Here is a 15,647-nt window from a genome sequence, read left to right as displayed (position 1 = left end):
ACGGGGGCAGGGGGCCTCGCGCTGGTGCTGCTCGCGGCTCAGCCGGCGCTCGCCCAGGTGACTCCGCCGTCGCTGCCGAGCCAGAGCGACATCTCGCGCTCGCGCGTCACGCTTCCGCCGCCGAAGACCCCGGACTTCGACCTTCGGATCCAGCGCCCCGAAAAGGCCCCGGTCGCAAGGGCGATCGATGAAGTCGACTTTGCTGTCACGGGGATCATGGTCGACGGCGCGACGGCCTTTCCGCCTGACCAGGTCAACGCCTTCTTCGCCCCTCTCGTCGGAAAGACCGTCGGTTTGGAAGCCTTGCGCGAAGCCGCGACCAGGCTGGAAAACCTATACTCGCGCAAGGGCTTCTTCCTGTCGCGGGTCTTCGTCCCGCCGCAGCAGGTCAAGGACGGCGTCCTCACGGTGCGGGTGATCGAGGGCTATATCGGGGACATCTACGTCGAAGGCATGGACCGCGGTAGCCGGGCGCGGGTGGAGGCGATGCTGGCGCCGCTGCTCAAGCGCAAGCCGATCGACCTTGCATCGGTAGAACGGCGGTTGCTGGTCCTGAACGACCTTCCGGGCCTGTCCGGGACCAGCGTCTTGCGGCCGGGCGCCGACCTCGGCGCGTCCGACCTGGTGGTGACTTTGGCCAAGCCGGCCGACCTCTATCAGGTCACCGTGAACAACAGCGCCTCGAAGATACTCGGCCCCTGGTCCTATTCGGCGCTTCCCGTGATCAACCGGCCGTTTTCCCTGCCGGGCACCTTGTTGCTCGGGGTCAGCGCCGGTGGCCGGAAGATCGAAGCGGTGCGGAGCGCGAACCTGCGGTACAGCGTGCCGATCGGAACCAGTGGTCTGATCGCAAGTCTTGGCGGGGTGATCGCTCGGTCCCGGCCCGCAGGATCGCTGCGCCCCCTTGAAATCCAGAGCGACCTGACCTCCCTCAGTTTGCGAAGCCGCTATCCGATCCTGCGAGGGCGCAAACATTCCCTGTTTCTCGAGGCAGGATTGGCGGTCAATCGCTTTGTCACCGACATTCTCGGTCAACGCATCGTGGATGACCGAAGCACCGTCGGCGACGTCGGCCTGATCTATCAGCAGAATGGATGGCTGGCAGGATCGACCACGGTGGCATTGGGCGTGGCGCAAGGGCTGCCGATACTCGGCGCAGGCGACAAGGCCGCACCCTTTCCGTCGGTGCTGGGTTTCGATCCCGGCTTCACCAAGCTGACCTACACGATCCAGCGCACCCAGCGCTTGCCGCGGGGGTTCAGCGCGCTGGCCGCGCTGCAGGGGCAGTATAGCAGTTCAAAGCTTCTGGCCGGGGAGCTTGTGTCATTCGGTGGCCCGTCCATCGGGCGAGGCTATGATCCGTCGGCGATCGCCGGCGATCGCGGGATAGGCGGGCTTTTTGAGGTTCGGCGTGACGTTCGGGTAAAGGCCCTGGGGTTCTACACCGCGCAACCCTACGTCTTCGCCGATGCCGCGCGGGTGACGACCCTCGCCACCGTTCTGGGCCCCCGATCGAGTGAGCGGATCCACTCGATCGGGGCCGGTTTCCGGCTGTTCCACCCCCATGGCTCCATCGACCTTCAGATTGCCGATGCGGGCCGAAGGCTTGGCAGCGCGGACGAACGTCGCAATCCGCGAATTCTTATTTCGACGTCCGTCGGCTTCTAGGCACGAAAGCCGCGCCACGCCGGTTGCCGGTTCGATCTGGACGGCGTCCTGATTCAAGGATCGAGAGGAGGGGTGGCCCCGTTACCGGCCGGCATCTTCCTCGGCGATCTGGCGCACAACCGGCTGGAACGCGGCGTCGTAGCGCGCCAGGACCAGATCTTCCTGCACGAAGCCGAAATGCGTCACCATTTCCGTGCCGTTCCAGTAGTGCAGCGCATAGCCTGGCGGCGCCGCCACGATCATCGGTCTTCCGTCCGGCCGCTCAGGATCGATCGTCCCGAGGTCGAGCGCGACCTGGGGAGAGGTCGAAGGACAGACGATCAATTGCTTACACGCCCATAGCGTCGCGACCGGCCGGTGAAGATGCCCGGTCGTCATTCCTACGATATTATCGTGCGCCGACACGATCCCGCGCAGCCGCTCGACCCAGTGGGCGTTCGGGTTTTCGGTCATCCAGCTAAGGCCCGTGGCGAGCGGCGGATGGTGAAGCGCAAGGAAGGTCGGCCGATCCGGCATTTCCGAAAGTCGGTCGTGAAGCCACTCGGCACGGCGTTCGCAGAAGCCGCCCCCGTGACGGCCGACCTCCAGCGTGTCGAGCACGAGTATGCGCACCGGATGCTCTTCGATCGCATATTGAACGAAGCCGGAGGCTTGGGGCGCCTCGGGGAAGACGCGCAGGAAGGCCGCGCGATCGTCGTGATTGCCCATCGCGAAATAGACCGGACATGGGAAATCCTGGAGCGCGCTCTTCAGTCGCCGATAGGCAACATCGTCATCTTCGTTGTGGACCAGATCACCCGTCAGGAGGAGCAGGTCCGGGCGGGGATCGAGCGACCGCAGATGCGCAAGCGTCATGTCCAGGCGGCGGCCGTTGAGCTCGGCAGGATCGTTTCCTTCGAACCCCAGGTGAAGGTCGGTGATCTGCGCGATCAGCATGGACGCTGCCGCGACGTTCTCCGTCCGCTGTGGTCGGCCAGCCGCGAATGGCTGCGGCGCATTGCCCGTTCAGCGCGGGGCGATTGCCGGACTGCACCTATCGTCCTCGAGGTCCTTTTCATGCAGTCCATCTACGGTTGATGATCAGATGTCCGTCCTCAATGTAAATGGCGGCGGGTTAAGATGCCGCCAAGCGCCTCGCGGGCGTTGGTGGTGACGATAAAGGCACGCGGATCGATCTGATAGACCGCCTTGCGCAAGCGCGGGACCTCCAGGCGCGTGACGACGGTCTTGATGATATCGACCGGCGTGCTCGAATTGAAGTCGTGCGGAAGGAAGCCGCGCTCGCCCTTGTAGACGGTGATGCCCCGCCCGAGCTCGAGGACGATCACCTTCTTGATCGCCTCGGCCTGGGACGAGACGATGGTGATCTCCGTCAGCTGCTCGATCCCCTCGACCACGAAGTTGGCCGAGCGCGACGCCGCGAAATAGGTCAGCGTCGAATAAAGCGCGGTTTCCATCCCCAGCATGAACGCCGCGATCGCAAAGATCATGACGTTGAGCGCAAGGATGATTTCCCGCGTGTTGAAGGCAAGGTTCCGCCCCGTGTAGAGAGCGAGCACCTCGATGCCGTCGAGCGCCGCGCCGCCCCGCTCCGCCAGTCCCGCGCCCACGCCCAGGAACACCCCGCCGAAGATCGCGACGAGCAGGCGGTCGGGGGTGACGACCGGGTAGGGGATGACCAGCAGGCAAAGCCCGAACGCCATCACCGCGAACAGCATGCGGGCGGCGAAAGCGCGATTGATCTGGCGGGCTGCCAGCACCACGAAGGGAAGGTTTGCCGCCACGATCAGATAGGCGATGTTGATGTGGTAGATCTCGTGAAGGACGAGGCTGACCCCGGTCACACCGCCATCGAAGAAGCGGTTGGGCACTAGGAATCCGCGCAGCGCGAAGGCCGAGAGCAGGGCACCGAGCAGGATCGAGACAATGCCTCGCATGCTCGGCATGGCGCGTCCGGCCTGGCCCGTCATGCCCCAATCATCCATTATCCCCGGTTAAGTTCCCGCTCATACGAAAGTTATGTATCAAAGGCTATCGGCAATGTGATTGCTGGTCGTTGGTCGGTGTCGCAGGCGGTTCGCCGTGCCATCTCGGGACCTTCGTCGCCCGCCAAATCGCAAGGGCTGTCAAGAGCTTGTAACCTGGCCCGGCCACTGGCATCGCCACCACATCACTTAGCAAGCGGTGCAGTCCAGCCGACCCCTGGGGGCGGTTCAGGCTGTTCGCAGTCAAGGGGAACCGAGCGTGAGCAAGACCTACTTCCAGTTGAGCGGCGGCGATCTTCTTCAGGACTGGACCGATACCTCGCTGATCACCGCCAACGACGACTGGAGCAAGGTCCCGAGCATCGTCGGTTACCTCGGCAACGGGATGGTCGGGTCCTCCACCGGCGTGAACCCGGGCAGCGTGACGGGCGACAGCACCGACATCGACGTCATCGCCAACCAGACGGCACCGAACACCAACACCTCCGGCGGCGTCGCCGAGTTCCAGATCGCCAATCCGACCGTCGCGCTGCAGGGCTCCGGCACGGCCGGCGCGCCTTATCTCGCCATCTATCTCAACGCGACGGGGCGCGAAAACATCACCCTCAGCTTCAATGCGCGGGACATCGACGGCAGCGTGGACAATGCGATCCAGCCGATCGCCGTCCAGTATCGCATCGGCGACACCGGCGCCTGGATTACCATTCCGACCGGCTCGGTCGCCGACGCGTCGAGCGGGCCGAGCCTCGCGACGCTGGTCACCCCCGTCTTCGTGACCCTGCCGCCCGAAGCCAACAACCAGGCCGAACTTCAGGTGCGCGTCCTCACCACCAACGCGGTGGGCAGCGACGAATGGATCGGCATCGACGACATCGCCGTGCGTAGCACCGCGCTTGCCTCGGTCACCCCCGGCATCCTGTCGATCGGCGACGCGACCCTCGTCGAGGGCAATGACGGAAGCACCGACATGCTGTTCACCGTCACCCGCACCGGCGGTAGCGACGGGGCGGTGACGGCAAGCTGGTCGGTGAAGTTCGATGGGACTGCCAATGCGGCGGACCTTGGCGCGACGCTTTCGGGCACGGTCAGCTTCGCTGCTGGCGCGACCAGCGCGACCATCCGGGTGCCCGTCACCGGCGACCTTGCCGCCGAACCGAACGAGACCTTCTCGGTGCGTCTCGCCAACCCGACCGGGGGCGCGAGCATCGGCGACGGAACGGGCATCGGCACCATCCGCAACGACGATATCCCGCCGCTTTCCAACGTCTTCATCAACGAGATCAACTACGATCCCGCCGGGACCGACACGGGGGAGTTCATCGAGATCGCCGGCCTTGCGGGGACCGACCTCACCGGTTGGACCCTGGTCCTGTACAACGGCAATGGCGGCGCACCGTACAGCACGACCAACCTGTCCGGCGTGCTCGCCGACAGCACCAACGGCTTCGGCTTCCGCTCGGTCACCTATCCGTCGAACGGCGTCCAGAACGGTGCGCCTGACGGGATCGCACTGGTCGACCCGTTCGGCCGCGTGGTCCAGTTTTTGAGCTACGAGGGCGAGATGAAGGCAGTCGGTGGGCCCGCTGCCGGCATGACCTCGACCGATATCGGCGTCTATCAGGACCAGGCCCCGGCCGGCACCAGCCTCCAGCTGGTAGGCACCGGCTCCAGCTATGGCGACTTCACATGGGCCTATGACGTTGCCTCGACCAGCGGTGCGGGCAACAGCGGCCAGCAGTTCCTGTCGGGCACCGACCAGGGCCAGATCCGGATCGGCGATGCCGCGGTGGTCGAAGGCAATGCGGGCGCGACGCCGATCACCTTTACGCTCACCCGCGCCGGCGGTTTCGCGACCGAGGCCACCGTCGGCTGGAGCGTCGACTTCGGGACGTCCGCTACGTCTGACGATCTCGTCGCCGGCTCCCCGATCAGCGGCACCGTCACCTTTGCCGCGGGCGAGTTCAGCAAGACCATCACCCTGTCGGTTGCGGGCGATACGGTCGGCGAGAACAACGAGGGCTTCCTCGTGCGCCTTGGCGCGGTGACCGGGAACGCCGTCGTCGTCGACGACAATGCGCTCGGCGTGATCCTCAACGATGATCCCGTCGCCCGGACCATCATGGCCATCCAGGGCGAGGGCCATCTCTCGAGCTACGTCGGCCAGCCGGTCATCACCGGCGGCATCGTCACCGCGGTGGATAGCAACGGCTTCTACCTCCAGGATGCGGTCGGCGACGGCAACCCCAACACATCGGACGGGATCTTCATCAAGACCGCCGGCGTCCCTGCCGTGAAGGTCGGCGATGCGCTCGAAGTGACCGGCGTCGTCAATGAATACAAGCCGAGCGACATCGGCCTGTCGGTGACGCAGGTTACCGCCTCGGCCATCTCGGTCCTGTCGAGCAACAATCCCCTACCGCAAGCGATCATGATCGGGGCGGGCGGGCTCCTCCCTCCGACCGAAAGCATCGACAGCGACGGCCTCACCGTCTTCAATCCCAAGGTCGACGGCATCGACTTCTGGGAATCGCTGGAAGGGATGCGGGTCACCATCGACAAGCCCGTTGCGGTGTCGAACAGCAATGAATTCGGCGAAACCGACATCGTCGCTTCGGGCGGCCTTGGCGCCACCGGCATCAACGAGCGCGGCGGGATCACGATCAGCCCGGGCGACTATAACCCCGAAAAGATTCAGCTCGACGACCGCCTGGCGGCGCAGCCCGTCCTGTCGATCGGCGACCGGCTCGGCTCGGTGACCGGCGTCGTCAACTACAGCTTCGAACATTATGAGGTCCTGGCGACCGACACGGCAGTGATAACCACCGACCGGACGCTGGGCGACAACGATACCGGCCTGAAAGGAGATGCCAATTTCGTCAGCATCGCCACCTACAATCTGGAGAATCTCGATCCGTCCGACCAGAAGTACGACATCCTCGCGAGCGACATCGTCAACAGCCTGAAGGCGCCCGACATCGTCGCGGTGCAGGAGGTGCAGGACGCGGACGGCGCGGGGACCGGCAGCAATCTGTCGGGTGCCAGCAACGTGAAGGGCCTGATCGACGCCATCTATGCCAAGAGTGGGATCGTCTACACCTATGTCGAAATTGCGCCGTTTACGGCCAACTCGACCGGGGGCGAGCCGAACGGCAACATCCGCAACGGCTATCTCTATCAAGCGGACCGGGTAAGCCTGGTCGATGGCAGCCTCGGGCTGATCACCGACTCAGCCTTTGCGAACTCGCGCAACCCGCTGGTCGCGACCTGGTCCTTCAACGGACAGCAGTTCAGCACCATCAACGTCCATTTCACCTCGCGGCTGGGGTCCGACCCTCTGTGGGGCGATACGCAGCCGCCCGCCGATGGCGGCGACGCTTCGCGCACGGCGCAGGCCGCGGCGGTGGGTGCTTATGTCAGCAACATCCTGTCGGCCGACGCGTCGAAACAATTCGTCCTGCTGGGCGACTGGAACGGCTTCTATTTCGAAAAGGCGCAGACGCAGCTGACCAATGGCGGCGTCTTCACCAACCTTGCCGGCCTGCTTCCAGAGGAAGAGCGCTATTCATACCTCTTCGACGGCAATTCGCAGCTGATCGACAACATGCTGGTGACGGGCGGGCTGCTGCCCGGCGCGCGCTATGATGCGGTGCACATCAATGCCGAATTCACCGGCGTTCCGCGCCCGACGGACCATGATCCGCAGGTCGCCCTGTTGCGTATCGCGATCACCCCGCACGACGTCGTGCTAGGCGGCAGCGGGGTCGACGAGAACCTTCCTGCGGGCACAGCGGTCGGCACGCTGTCGGCAACGGACACGCCGGGGGACAAGCTCACCTACGTGCTGCTCAACGACGCCGGCGGCCGCTTCACGGTCGATGCCGCAACCGGCGTCCTGCGCGCCGCGCAGCCGCTGAACTATGAGGAGGCCTCCAGCTTCACCGTCACGGTCAAGGTTACCGACAGCGCCGGTCTTACTTCGTCCAACGACGTCACCGTCGCCGTGCGCGACGTCAACGAAGCGCCGACCGCCACCGCCGACCGGATTGCCGTCGATGAAGATGCGACCAGCGCCAACCTGTGGTCGCTCCTTCTCGGCAACGACAGCGATCCCGATGCGGGTGACCAGTTGACCATTAGCGCGGTCAACAGCACCGGCACGCTCGGCAGCCTCGTCTTCGACCAGCTGTCGCACACCCTTCGCTACGTCGCCGACAACGACGCGTTCGATGCGCTGCCCGCCGGGACCAAGGCGGTGGACAGCTTCACCTACACGGTAACCGACAAGGCCGGGCTGACCAGCACCGCGACCGTCACCGTCGACGTGACCGGAATTGCTGACGGCATCGTCAGCAATGGCGGCAACGGCATCGACCGCCTGACCGGCACCGGGGGCGAGGACCGCCTGTTCGGTGGCAACGGTGATGACCAGCTGTTCGGCCTCGACGGCCACGACCGGCTCGATGGCGGGAATGGCAACGATCAGCTGTTCGGCGGGCGCGGCAATGACCTGCTGATCGGCGGGCAGGGCGACGATCTGCTCGAAGGCGGCGCGGGGCGCGACAGTTTCGTCTTTGCCGCCAGGAACGGCAACGATGTCGTCACCGACTTCGATATTGCCAACGACAGGCTGCTGTTCGACGCGACGGGCGTGCGCTCGACGCAGGTCACGGACTGGAACAACGACGGGATCGCCGACCTGCGCGTCAACCTCACCACCGGCGGATCGGTGACCCTCGTTGGCCTGTCCTCGTTGAACGGCGTGCAGACCGGCGTCTATTCGGAAGGCACGGTGGCCGCGCAAAGCGCGGCGGCCGACACCTTCCATAGCAATGACGGAACCCAGTATCTGCTGATCAACAACTACCTGTACGCCTGACCTTCCGGCGGCGCTCAGAGCATTTCGAGCGGCACGGGCGCCCGCGGCTGCGGGAACGCTCGGTCGAGCGCCGCCAGATCGTCGCCGGACAGGACGAGATCGGCGGCGCGCCGGTTGTCGCGGACGTGCGCTGGCGTGCCGGCCTTGGGAATGGCGATCACCTGGCCTGAACGCATGGTCCAGGCCAGCGCGACCTCGGCCGCAGTGGCGCCGAGCCGCCGCGCGATGGCGGAAAGATCCTCGTCCTGCAGCAGGCGTCCCTGCTCGACCGGGCTATACGCCATCGCCGGAATATGCCGCGTGGCCAGCCATGGCAGCAGGTCATGCTCCGGCCCCCGGCGCGTCAGGTTGTAGAGGATCTGGTTGGTCGCGCAGGCAGACCCTCCCGCCTCGAGCAGCTCATCCATGTCGTCTTCGTCGAGGTTGCTGACGCCCCAGTGGCGGATTTTGCCTTCCGCGCGGAGTTTTTCCATCGCCTCCACGGTCTCGGCGAAGGGGACCGGGCCGCGCCAGTGGAGGAGGTAGAGGTCGATCCGGTCGGTTCCGAGCCGCTGCAGGCTCGCTTCGCAGGCCCGGCCCAGGCGATCGCGCGAGGCATTGTGGGGGAAGGCCTTGCTGACCAGGAACAGCTCGTCCCGCCGGTCGCCGAGCGCTTCGGCGATGAGGCATTCGGCGGCGCCGTCGCCATACATTTCCGCGGTATCGATCAGCGTCATGCCAAGATCGACCCCCGTCCGTAGCGCGGCGATCTCGTCGGTGCGCCGATCGGGGCGCTCGCCCATCATCCAGGTGCCCTGGCCGAGCATCGGCATCTGTTCTCCATCCCGAAGCGTCACGGTTTTCACTGGGGGCATCCTCGATAAGCCTGATACCTCAACGACCGTCACGCGATCGGGTCGCAACCAAATGCGGACGATCAGTTGCCGAGGATGCGGTGAAGAAAGGCGGCGCTGTCGTTCAGCGCGGGAGTGGTCGTGCGGAATGGGCGGGAAAGCGACTTGGCGAGGTCGACGTGACTCTTGCCGAGATAGACCTTGAGCTCGACCGGAACCCCCGCGCCTGCAAGCCTGGCGGCCAGCGCCCGGCTGTTGCGGGGATTGACCACGTCGTCGGCGCCGCCGGTAGCGAGCAGCATCGGTGGCGCAGCGCGGGTCACGAAATTGACGGGCTGCGTTTCGGCCGGCCGGGGCCACGCACCCAGCGCATCGCGACCCCTCTGTTCGGTGAAGGGGTAGAAGTCGTACGGGCCAGAAAGCAGCGCCGCCGCCTTGATGGTTCCGCGCGCCACGCCCGCATTCTGCAGATAGCGCCGATCGAGCGCGAGCATCGCCCCGTTGTAGGCCCCTGCCGAGTGGCCGGCGACCGCGATCCGGTTCGGGTCGCCGCCGAAGCGCGCGATATTGTCGCGCGTCCATTTTACCGCCTGCGCGCCATCCTCGAGGAAGGCGGGAAAGCGCACGCCCGGCACCAGGCGATAGTCGGGAATGACGGTGACGAACCCCTGGCCCGCATAGCCCGAGCCAGCGAACGCATATCCGCCACGCGATCCCGCGACCCAGCCGCCGCCATAGAAGAAGATGACCACGGGAAGCTTGTGGTCGGCGCGGCGCGGCGCCCACACGTCGAGCTTCAGCCCCTGCCCGGGTGCGAAAACGACTCCTTCCGCAACCCGCCGTGCCCCATTGTCACCGGGAACGAAGCTGTTGACCGAACTGAGCAGGCCCGGCGGCGAGCAGGAGACCAGCGCCAGCGATGCCGCGGCAAGAATGAATTTCCTCATCTACCAAGTAACGTTGCCGGAAGGCGGGTGGATGCAGAGGAACATCGGGCGCGCGCCTCGGTTCAGGTGAGGTGCGATATCCGACCATTTCGAGACCCCTGAGGATCGCGGTGATCGCGCACGTCCGCCATCCCGTGGCCGCTCCCTTCATGGGCGGCATGGAAGCCCATTGCGACACCCTCGTCAGAGGTCTTCTGGCCGAGGGCCATGACGTGACCCTGTTCGCCAGCGGAGACAGCGATGCATCCCTCCCGGTGCAGGAGATTGCCCCGCACGCCTATGAGGCCGAGCTGCCTTGGGCGACGTGGCATGGCACGCCGACCTTACGCGAGTGGCTGCTGCGCGCCTATCGAAGGGCATGGGACGCGGTCCTCGCAGGCGGCTTCGACGTCGTCCACAACAACGCCCTGTTTCCCGACCTCCTCGACTGGGCGGCGCGCGACCGGGTGGCGATGGTGACGTCGCTGCACGTGCCGCCCTTCGATGCTCTGGCCGAGGCGGTCGCGCGCAATGCGAAGGTGGCATGGCAGAAACTGACCGTCTGCTCTGCGCAGCAACAGGCGCTGTGGCCCGCCCGGGCGACCCGCGTCGCCTGGAACGGGATCGACATCCAGCGCTGGCCCTTCGCGAAGACCGGCGGGGACCGCGCCATCTGGGTCGGGCGGATCACCCCGACCAAGGGCACGCTGGAAGCGATCGATGCTGCCGAGGCTGCCGGGCTCGCACTGGACCTTGCCGGTCCGATCGACTGCCACGACTATTGGGAGGAAGTCAGGCCCCGCCTGCGGGCGCCGCATCGCTATCTTGGCCATCTATCCGGAACGGCGCTTACGACATCGGTTCAGCAGGCCGGCGTGCTGGTCGCGACGCCAATGTGGGACGAGCCCTTTGGCCTGACGATGATCGAGGCAATGGCGTGCGGGGTGCCGGTCGCGGCGCTGGCGCGCGGCGCCATTCCCGAGGTGGTCGGAGCGGCGGGCGTGGTCGCCGACCGCCTTGTCGGCCTGCCGGACGCCATCAACCGGGCGATGACGATCGATCGCTCAATTCCCCGAGCGCGCGTGGAGCAGCACTTCTCGGCGGAGGCGATGGTCGCGCGCTACGCCGAGGCCTATGCCTCGGCCATCGCCGGCCTTGCCCCGGCTTCGAGCAGGCGGAGCACCCGCGCGCTGCTGGCATAAGGCTGGTCGCTCTGCTGCCTGGTCAGCGCGAGGTCCTCCTCGCGCGTCTGGCGCAGCCGGACGAAATCGGGGCCGCGCTGCTCGACCAGGCCCATCAGTCTGAAGGCCTTGAGCCAATGGTCCATCGTCACGTGACCCCATTTGTCGCGAAAGCGGTGGGCGTTGGCGATCACGCTGTCGAGGTGGTGCACCGGCGGCATGTGGTGGGGATGATATTGATGGTAGGCCCGAGCGCCGCGGGTCCAGTGGAAAGTCATGCCCGCTTCGGCAGCAGTGCGGCCGAAATCGGTATCCTCGCCACCATAGCCGACGAAGCCCTCGTCGAAGCCTCCGAGCCGCAGGAAATCGCCGCGCCGCATCGCAAAGTTGAGTGACCAGAAGCATCGATAGTCGGTGCAGGACCCAAGCGGCGTGTCCGGCGGCCCCGAACGCTCGCTGTGCTTGACCCCGAGCCGGGCAAAGGCGTCGAAGTCGAGGCCATGATCGGTCGTGCCCTTCGGGAGGTAGAGGACTTCGCCCATCAGGATGCCGTCCGCCATGTCCATCCGGTCGGCATAATCGCCGACCAGCTCGGGATCGGGAATGCAGTCGATGTCGAGAAACACGAGGCGATCGTTCGTGGCTTCGCGGGCAGCCCGGTTGCGCGCCGCCGACAGGGTCAGCGTACCGCTGCCAAGCACATGCTGTCGGATGGGGAACGGCGTCGTCGGAAGGTCGTAGGGCTCATCCTGCATCACGCCGACGATCAGTTCAGCGGGCCGTACGCGGCTGCGGGCAAGCCCCTCGACGAGGTTGCGCAGATGCTCGGCGCGGCCCGATCCGAGGGTGCAGACGCTGATCGGCGCGGTCACGACGCGACCGCCCGAAGCAAGGGTGTTGTGGAGGGCTGGGCACCCCATGACCGCGCGATGAGGCCGCGCAGCCAATCGGCCGTCCGCGCGGCGGCGTCGGGATCGACCAACCTCTTCTGCCGTTCGAGATCGAGTTTGCCGGCCTGCTGCCACAGCCGTTGCCAGGCGGCGGCGCTGGCTGGCCAGCCATCGGCAAAGACTGCCGCACCGGCCTCGCCCAGCATCCGCGCCTTCCAGCGCTGCTCGTCGAAATAGCGCCATTCGGGCACCACGATCCATGGCCTGCCGGCCGCGGCGACGGTGTGGACGGTGGTATTGCCGGTGGAGGAAACGATCCGGTCCGCGGCGGCAACCCAGCGGCTTGCGTCATCGACCCAGCCGCGATGCTGGAGGTTGGCAGGCGGAGTGTCGTGCCACGCCTGCGTGACCGATCCGATCGTGACCCACAGGCTGCTGGGTTCGGCCCGGGCGCCGAGGCTGAGCGGCGGGGCGGGGGTTCCCTCGCCCCCGCCGCCGGCGATGACGAGGACGAGGTCGGCGTCCGGAGCGATGCCGAGCGCCCGCCGGGCCTCGGGCTTGTCGAGTGCGGCCGGAGCAACACCAAGCCCGCCAGCATGGAAGATGAGATCCTCCATCCACCAAGACCGCCCGGGCTGCTCGAGCGCTGCGGCGTAAGGGGCGAGGATGCCGACGGCCCCTTCATAGGCGGCCATGTGCCCGGGATCGTCGCGATCGCCGTGCTGTAGGACGGGAACGCACGGAATGGACGCGATGCGGGCAAGCTGGGCGAGTTCGGCCGAGACATCGCTGATGAACAAGGCCGGCCGCGCTTCGTGGAACCACCGCGCGAGCGTCGCGACCGCCTCGGTGATCTGCGTCCAGCCGAGCGGAGCACAGTGGAGGGTCGGGGGCGTCCGCACGGTCGACAGCCCTTCCGGCACGGGGCCCTGCGCTTCGAACAGGGAGGGCAGTCGCTCTACGCGGGCCCATTCCGGAAGCGGCGGAAAGATGTCGTCGCGCGCGCAAAAGAGGGTGATGGGGGTATCGGGTCCGAGGGCGTGGACGAGCGAGGCCGCGCGCTCGGCATGGCCGCGACCTTGATGGTGGACGAAATAGCCGATCGCGTTCCTCATGCCGCGAGCAACCGGGCGACGTCGGTGCGGGCGAATGCGTTCAGCGCTTCGACGATCCCGCCGGCATGCGGCGCGGCGGTCCGGTAGACATTTTCGCGCGCGGCGAGGTCCGCGACCGTCGGGCAGTGGTTGGCGACGAGGATCGCGCGCGGACAGGCTTCGAGCATGTCGCGGTCGTTACCGCTGTCACCTGCCGCAAAGACCGCCGACGGCGGGAGCGACAGCCGGGCCGCGACCCACCTCATCGCGGCCGCCTTGCCGCCGCGGAGGGGGAGGATGTCGAGGAGCTTGCCGTGACTGTGGATGACGCGCGCCTTCAATTGCGCGTCGATAAGGCGCTGTTCGACGCGGTGGGCCGCCTCCTCGCTGGCGAAGAAGCTGATCTTGAACCGGCGCTGCTCGACCGCGCCTTGTGGCTCCAGGCCGGCAAGGCCGGCCAGCGCGTCGCGGATCCGTCCGGGCTCCCAGCCGTGCGCGAGGTGCCGGGCAAAGTCGTCATCGCGTTCGAGCCGCTGGCCGCGCCGCCAGTAGATTTCCGAACCGACCGAGGTGACCATCACCGCCGGCGCCTCATAATCCCATTCGCCAAGGATGCGTTGCGCCTCTTGGAGAGAGCGGCCGGTGGCGATGCCGAACATCCGGCGCGGGTCGCGGGCAAGCGCCGCCTGAAGCTGGCGCGCGCCGGTGCGGCAGCCGGTTAGCGTATTGTCGATGTCCGACAGCAGCAGGTCGCGAGGTCGACCGATCGAAGCGGTCGGAGTGCAAATGGCGCGCGCAATGTCGGAGAAGCGCTCGGCATAGCGTTCCCAGCTGTGATTGCGGACCCTCGCTTGCCCCGAGTTCGACGCGCGCAGCCAGCGTTCACGGTCGCCGAGCAGGCATTCGATCGCGCCGACGAAGGCGTCCCCATCGGCCGGATCGATGCTGATCCCGTGGCCAAGCTCGGCGACGATGTCGGCGGCGCCGCCGTGACAGGTGGCGACCACCGGCACGCCGTGCAGCGCGGCCTCGGTCAGGGTCAGCCCATAGGGTTCGGTGGCGGCGGGATTGACGAACAGGCCGCCGCTTTCCCGGGCATGGGCGTAGAAGGAGGCGATATCGGTTTGGCAGTGCTGCTTGGGGAGGGCGAGCTTGCCGTAGAGGTTCCAGCGATCGAGCCCGTCGAGCAGCTGGCGAACCACTTCGCGCTGCTCGCTCTCGCCGCTGTGCGGTCCGTCGCGAAGGCCAGCGACGATGACGAGGTTGGCGGCGTCCTGCAGGGCCGGCGAGCGACCATAAAGCTCGACCAGCCGGCCAAGGTTCTTCTTGTGAACGGGGCGGGCGATGGCGAGGATGATTGGTTTGGACGGATCGCGCAGGAAGGGCGCGACGAGCTCCCGCGCCCGGGATCGGTCGGTGCCGCGCTGGCGCCGTCCGGCACCCGGCGGCACCCGGTGGATCTTGGCCGCGTCGGCCGAGGGGTAGCGCATCAGCTGGCGTTCGGCCTCGTCGCGGGAGGAGGCGATGATCGCGTCGGCGCAGGCGATGGCGCGGTCTTCGAATCCGATGCGCGCCTCTAGCCCTTGGCTGGTCGCGACATGATCGGCCTTGTCGATCCCGAGCGAGTGGGCAGTGTAGATGAAGGGGATGCCGAAGCGTTCGCGGATGGCGATCGCGACTTCCGCGGCATCGGCAAAATGCGCGTGCACGACGTCGGGTCGCACCTCGCGCGCGTCGAGATCGGCGAGCAGGGCGGCGATAAAGGCAGGGCGGTCAGCGGCCGCGGCCTCCTTGCTGAGGTAGCGCCGGTTGCCGCTGTCGATGCGGGTAATCGTGAGCTTGGCGCCGCATTGCTGCGAGGCACGCGCATAGTCGGGGCCGAGCGAGGGCTCGTCGAACAGACGGGTGACCAGTTCGACTTCGGTGACGTCGCTCCGCGCTGCCAGCGCTTCTGACGCTCCCCAAAGATAGGTAAGATGCCCGCCGCTATCCTCGGTGATCCCGAGGGGAATGGGCGGCGGACGGAGGCATCCACCGAGGGCGATCGACATCATTCGCAAAAAAGCGGCTCCGGTGTGATAGTCAGGAAGAGCTAATCAAGCGAACGGGCGCGCGGTAAGTTGCTACCGCCAATAGGCTAAGTGCGGTCGAAGCGGCGGCCAGCAAGCGCTTCAGGCGGAATTACCCTGGACCC

Annotated in this window: 10 protein-coding genes; 3 read left to right on the top strand and 7 right to left on the bottom strand. The window is 66.5% G+C overall.

Translation table 11 applies throughout. The features are described from left to right. Window positions 1-24: 24 nt before the first annotated feature. The gene (locus ABD729_RS13470) at window positions 25-1,668 is read left to right on the top strand and encodes a ShlB/FhaC/HecB family hemolysin secretion/activation protein (protein ID WP_344711169.1); all 1,644 of its coding nucleotides are present in this window, start codon (window positions 25-27) and stop codon (window positions 1,666-1,668) included. 81 nt (window positions 1,669-1,749) lie between these two features. Here the strand turns inward: ABD729_RS13470 and ABD729_RS13465 are convergent, their stop codons facing one another. Both ABD729_RS13465 and ABD729_RS13460 read right to left on the bottom strand, forming a co-directional pair. Further along, a complete protein-coding gene (locus ABD729_RS13465; protein ID WP_344711166.1) occupies window positions 1,750-2,604 on the bottom strand; it encodes a metallophosphoesterase in 855 nt (284 codons plus the stop codon). Window positions 2,605-2,762: 158 nt separating this feature from the next. Then, on the bottom strand, window positions 2,763-3,638 hold the full coding sequence (locus ABD729_RS13460; RefSeq protein ID WP_344711163.1) for a YitT family protein: 876 nt from the start codon (window positions 3,636-3,638) through the stop codon (window positions 2,763-2,765). A 274-nt stretch (window positions 3,639-3,912) separates the two neighbouring features. On the opposite strand from ABD729_RS13460, the gene ABD729_RS13455 reads away from it, so the two are divergent. Further along, on the top strand, window positions 3,913-8,529 hold the full coding sequence (locus tag ABD729_RS13455) for an Ig-like domain-containing protein (protein ID WP_344711160.1): 4,617 nt from the start codon (window positions 3,913-3,915) through the stop codon (window positions 8,527-8,529). A gap of 14 nt (window positions 8,530-8,543) precedes the next feature. Here the strand turns inward: ABD729_RS13455 and ABD729_RS13450 are convergent, their stop codons facing one another. Together ABD729_RS13450 and ABD729_RS13445 are read right to left on the bottom strand one after the other, a co-directional pair. Continuing rightward, on the bottom strand, window positions 8,544-9,374 hold the full coding sequence (locus ABD729_RS13450) for an aldo/keto reductase (RefSeq protein ID WP_344711157.1): 831 nt from the start codon (window positions 9,372-9,374) through the stop codon (window positions 8,544-8,546). A gap of 71 nt (window positions 9,375-9,445) precedes the next feature. Then, on the bottom strand, window positions 9,446-10,309 hold the full coding sequence (locus tag ABD729_RS13445; protein WP_344711154.1) for an alpha/beta hydrolase: 864 nt from the start codon (window positions 10,307-10,309) through the stop codon (window positions 9,446-9,448). Between the two features lie 110 nt (window positions 10,310-10,419). Between ABD729_RS13445 and ABD729_RS13440 the strand changes: the two genes are divergently transcribed. Further along, window positions 10,420-11,490 carry a glycosyltransferase gene (locus tag ABD729_RS13440; protein WP_344711151.1) on the top strand — a complete coding sequence of 357 codons (1,071 nt, stop codon included), beginning with the start codon at window positions 10,420-10,422 and terminating at the stop codon, window positions 11,488-11,490. On the opposite strand, the gene ABD729_RS13435 is transcribed toward ABD729_RS13440, so the two are convergent. Genes ABD729_RS13435 through ABD729_RS13425 form a run of 3 tightly spaced genes read right to left on the bottom strand, consistent with a single transcriptional unit; the run spans window position 11,421 to window position 15,507 of the window. Next, window positions 11,421-12,341 carry a glycosyltransferase family 2 protein gene (locus ABD729_RS13435; RefSeq protein ID WP_344711146.1) on the bottom strand — a complete coding sequence of 307 codons (921 nt, stop codon included), beginning with the start codon at window positions 12,339-12,341 and terminating at the stop codon, window positions 11,421-11,423. The two genes, ABD729_RS13440 and ABD729_RS13435, sit on opposite strands and share 70 nt — an antisense overlap. Continuing rightward, on the bottom strand, window positions 12,338-13,474 hold the full coding sequence (locus ABD729_RS13430; protein ID WP_344711143.1) for a glycosyltransferase family 28 protein: 1,137 nt from the start codon (window positions 13,472-13,474) through the stop codon (window positions 12,338-12,340). Before ABD729_RS13430 ends, ABD729_RS13435 begins: the two co-directional genes overlap by 4 nt. Next, window positions 13,471-15,507: an HAD-IIB family hydrolase gene (locus ABD729_RS13425; protein WP_344711140.1), complete on the bottom strand. Its 2,037-nt coding sequence runs from the start codon at window positions 15,505-15,507 to the stop codon at window positions 13,471-13,473. The genes ABD729_RS13430 and ABD729_RS13425 overlap by 4 nt, the downstream gene beginning before the upstream one ends. Window positions 15,508-15,647: the final 140 nt, after the last annotated feature.

It is taken from the genome of Sphingomonas humi (assembly GCF_039536725.1).
Taxonomy (GTDB): domain Bacteria; phylum Pseudomonadota; class Alphaproteobacteria; order Sphingomonadales; family Sphingomonadaceae; genus Sphingomicrobium; species Sphingomicrobium humi.
This window is presented reverse-complemented; position numbering and strand designations above follow the sequence as displayed.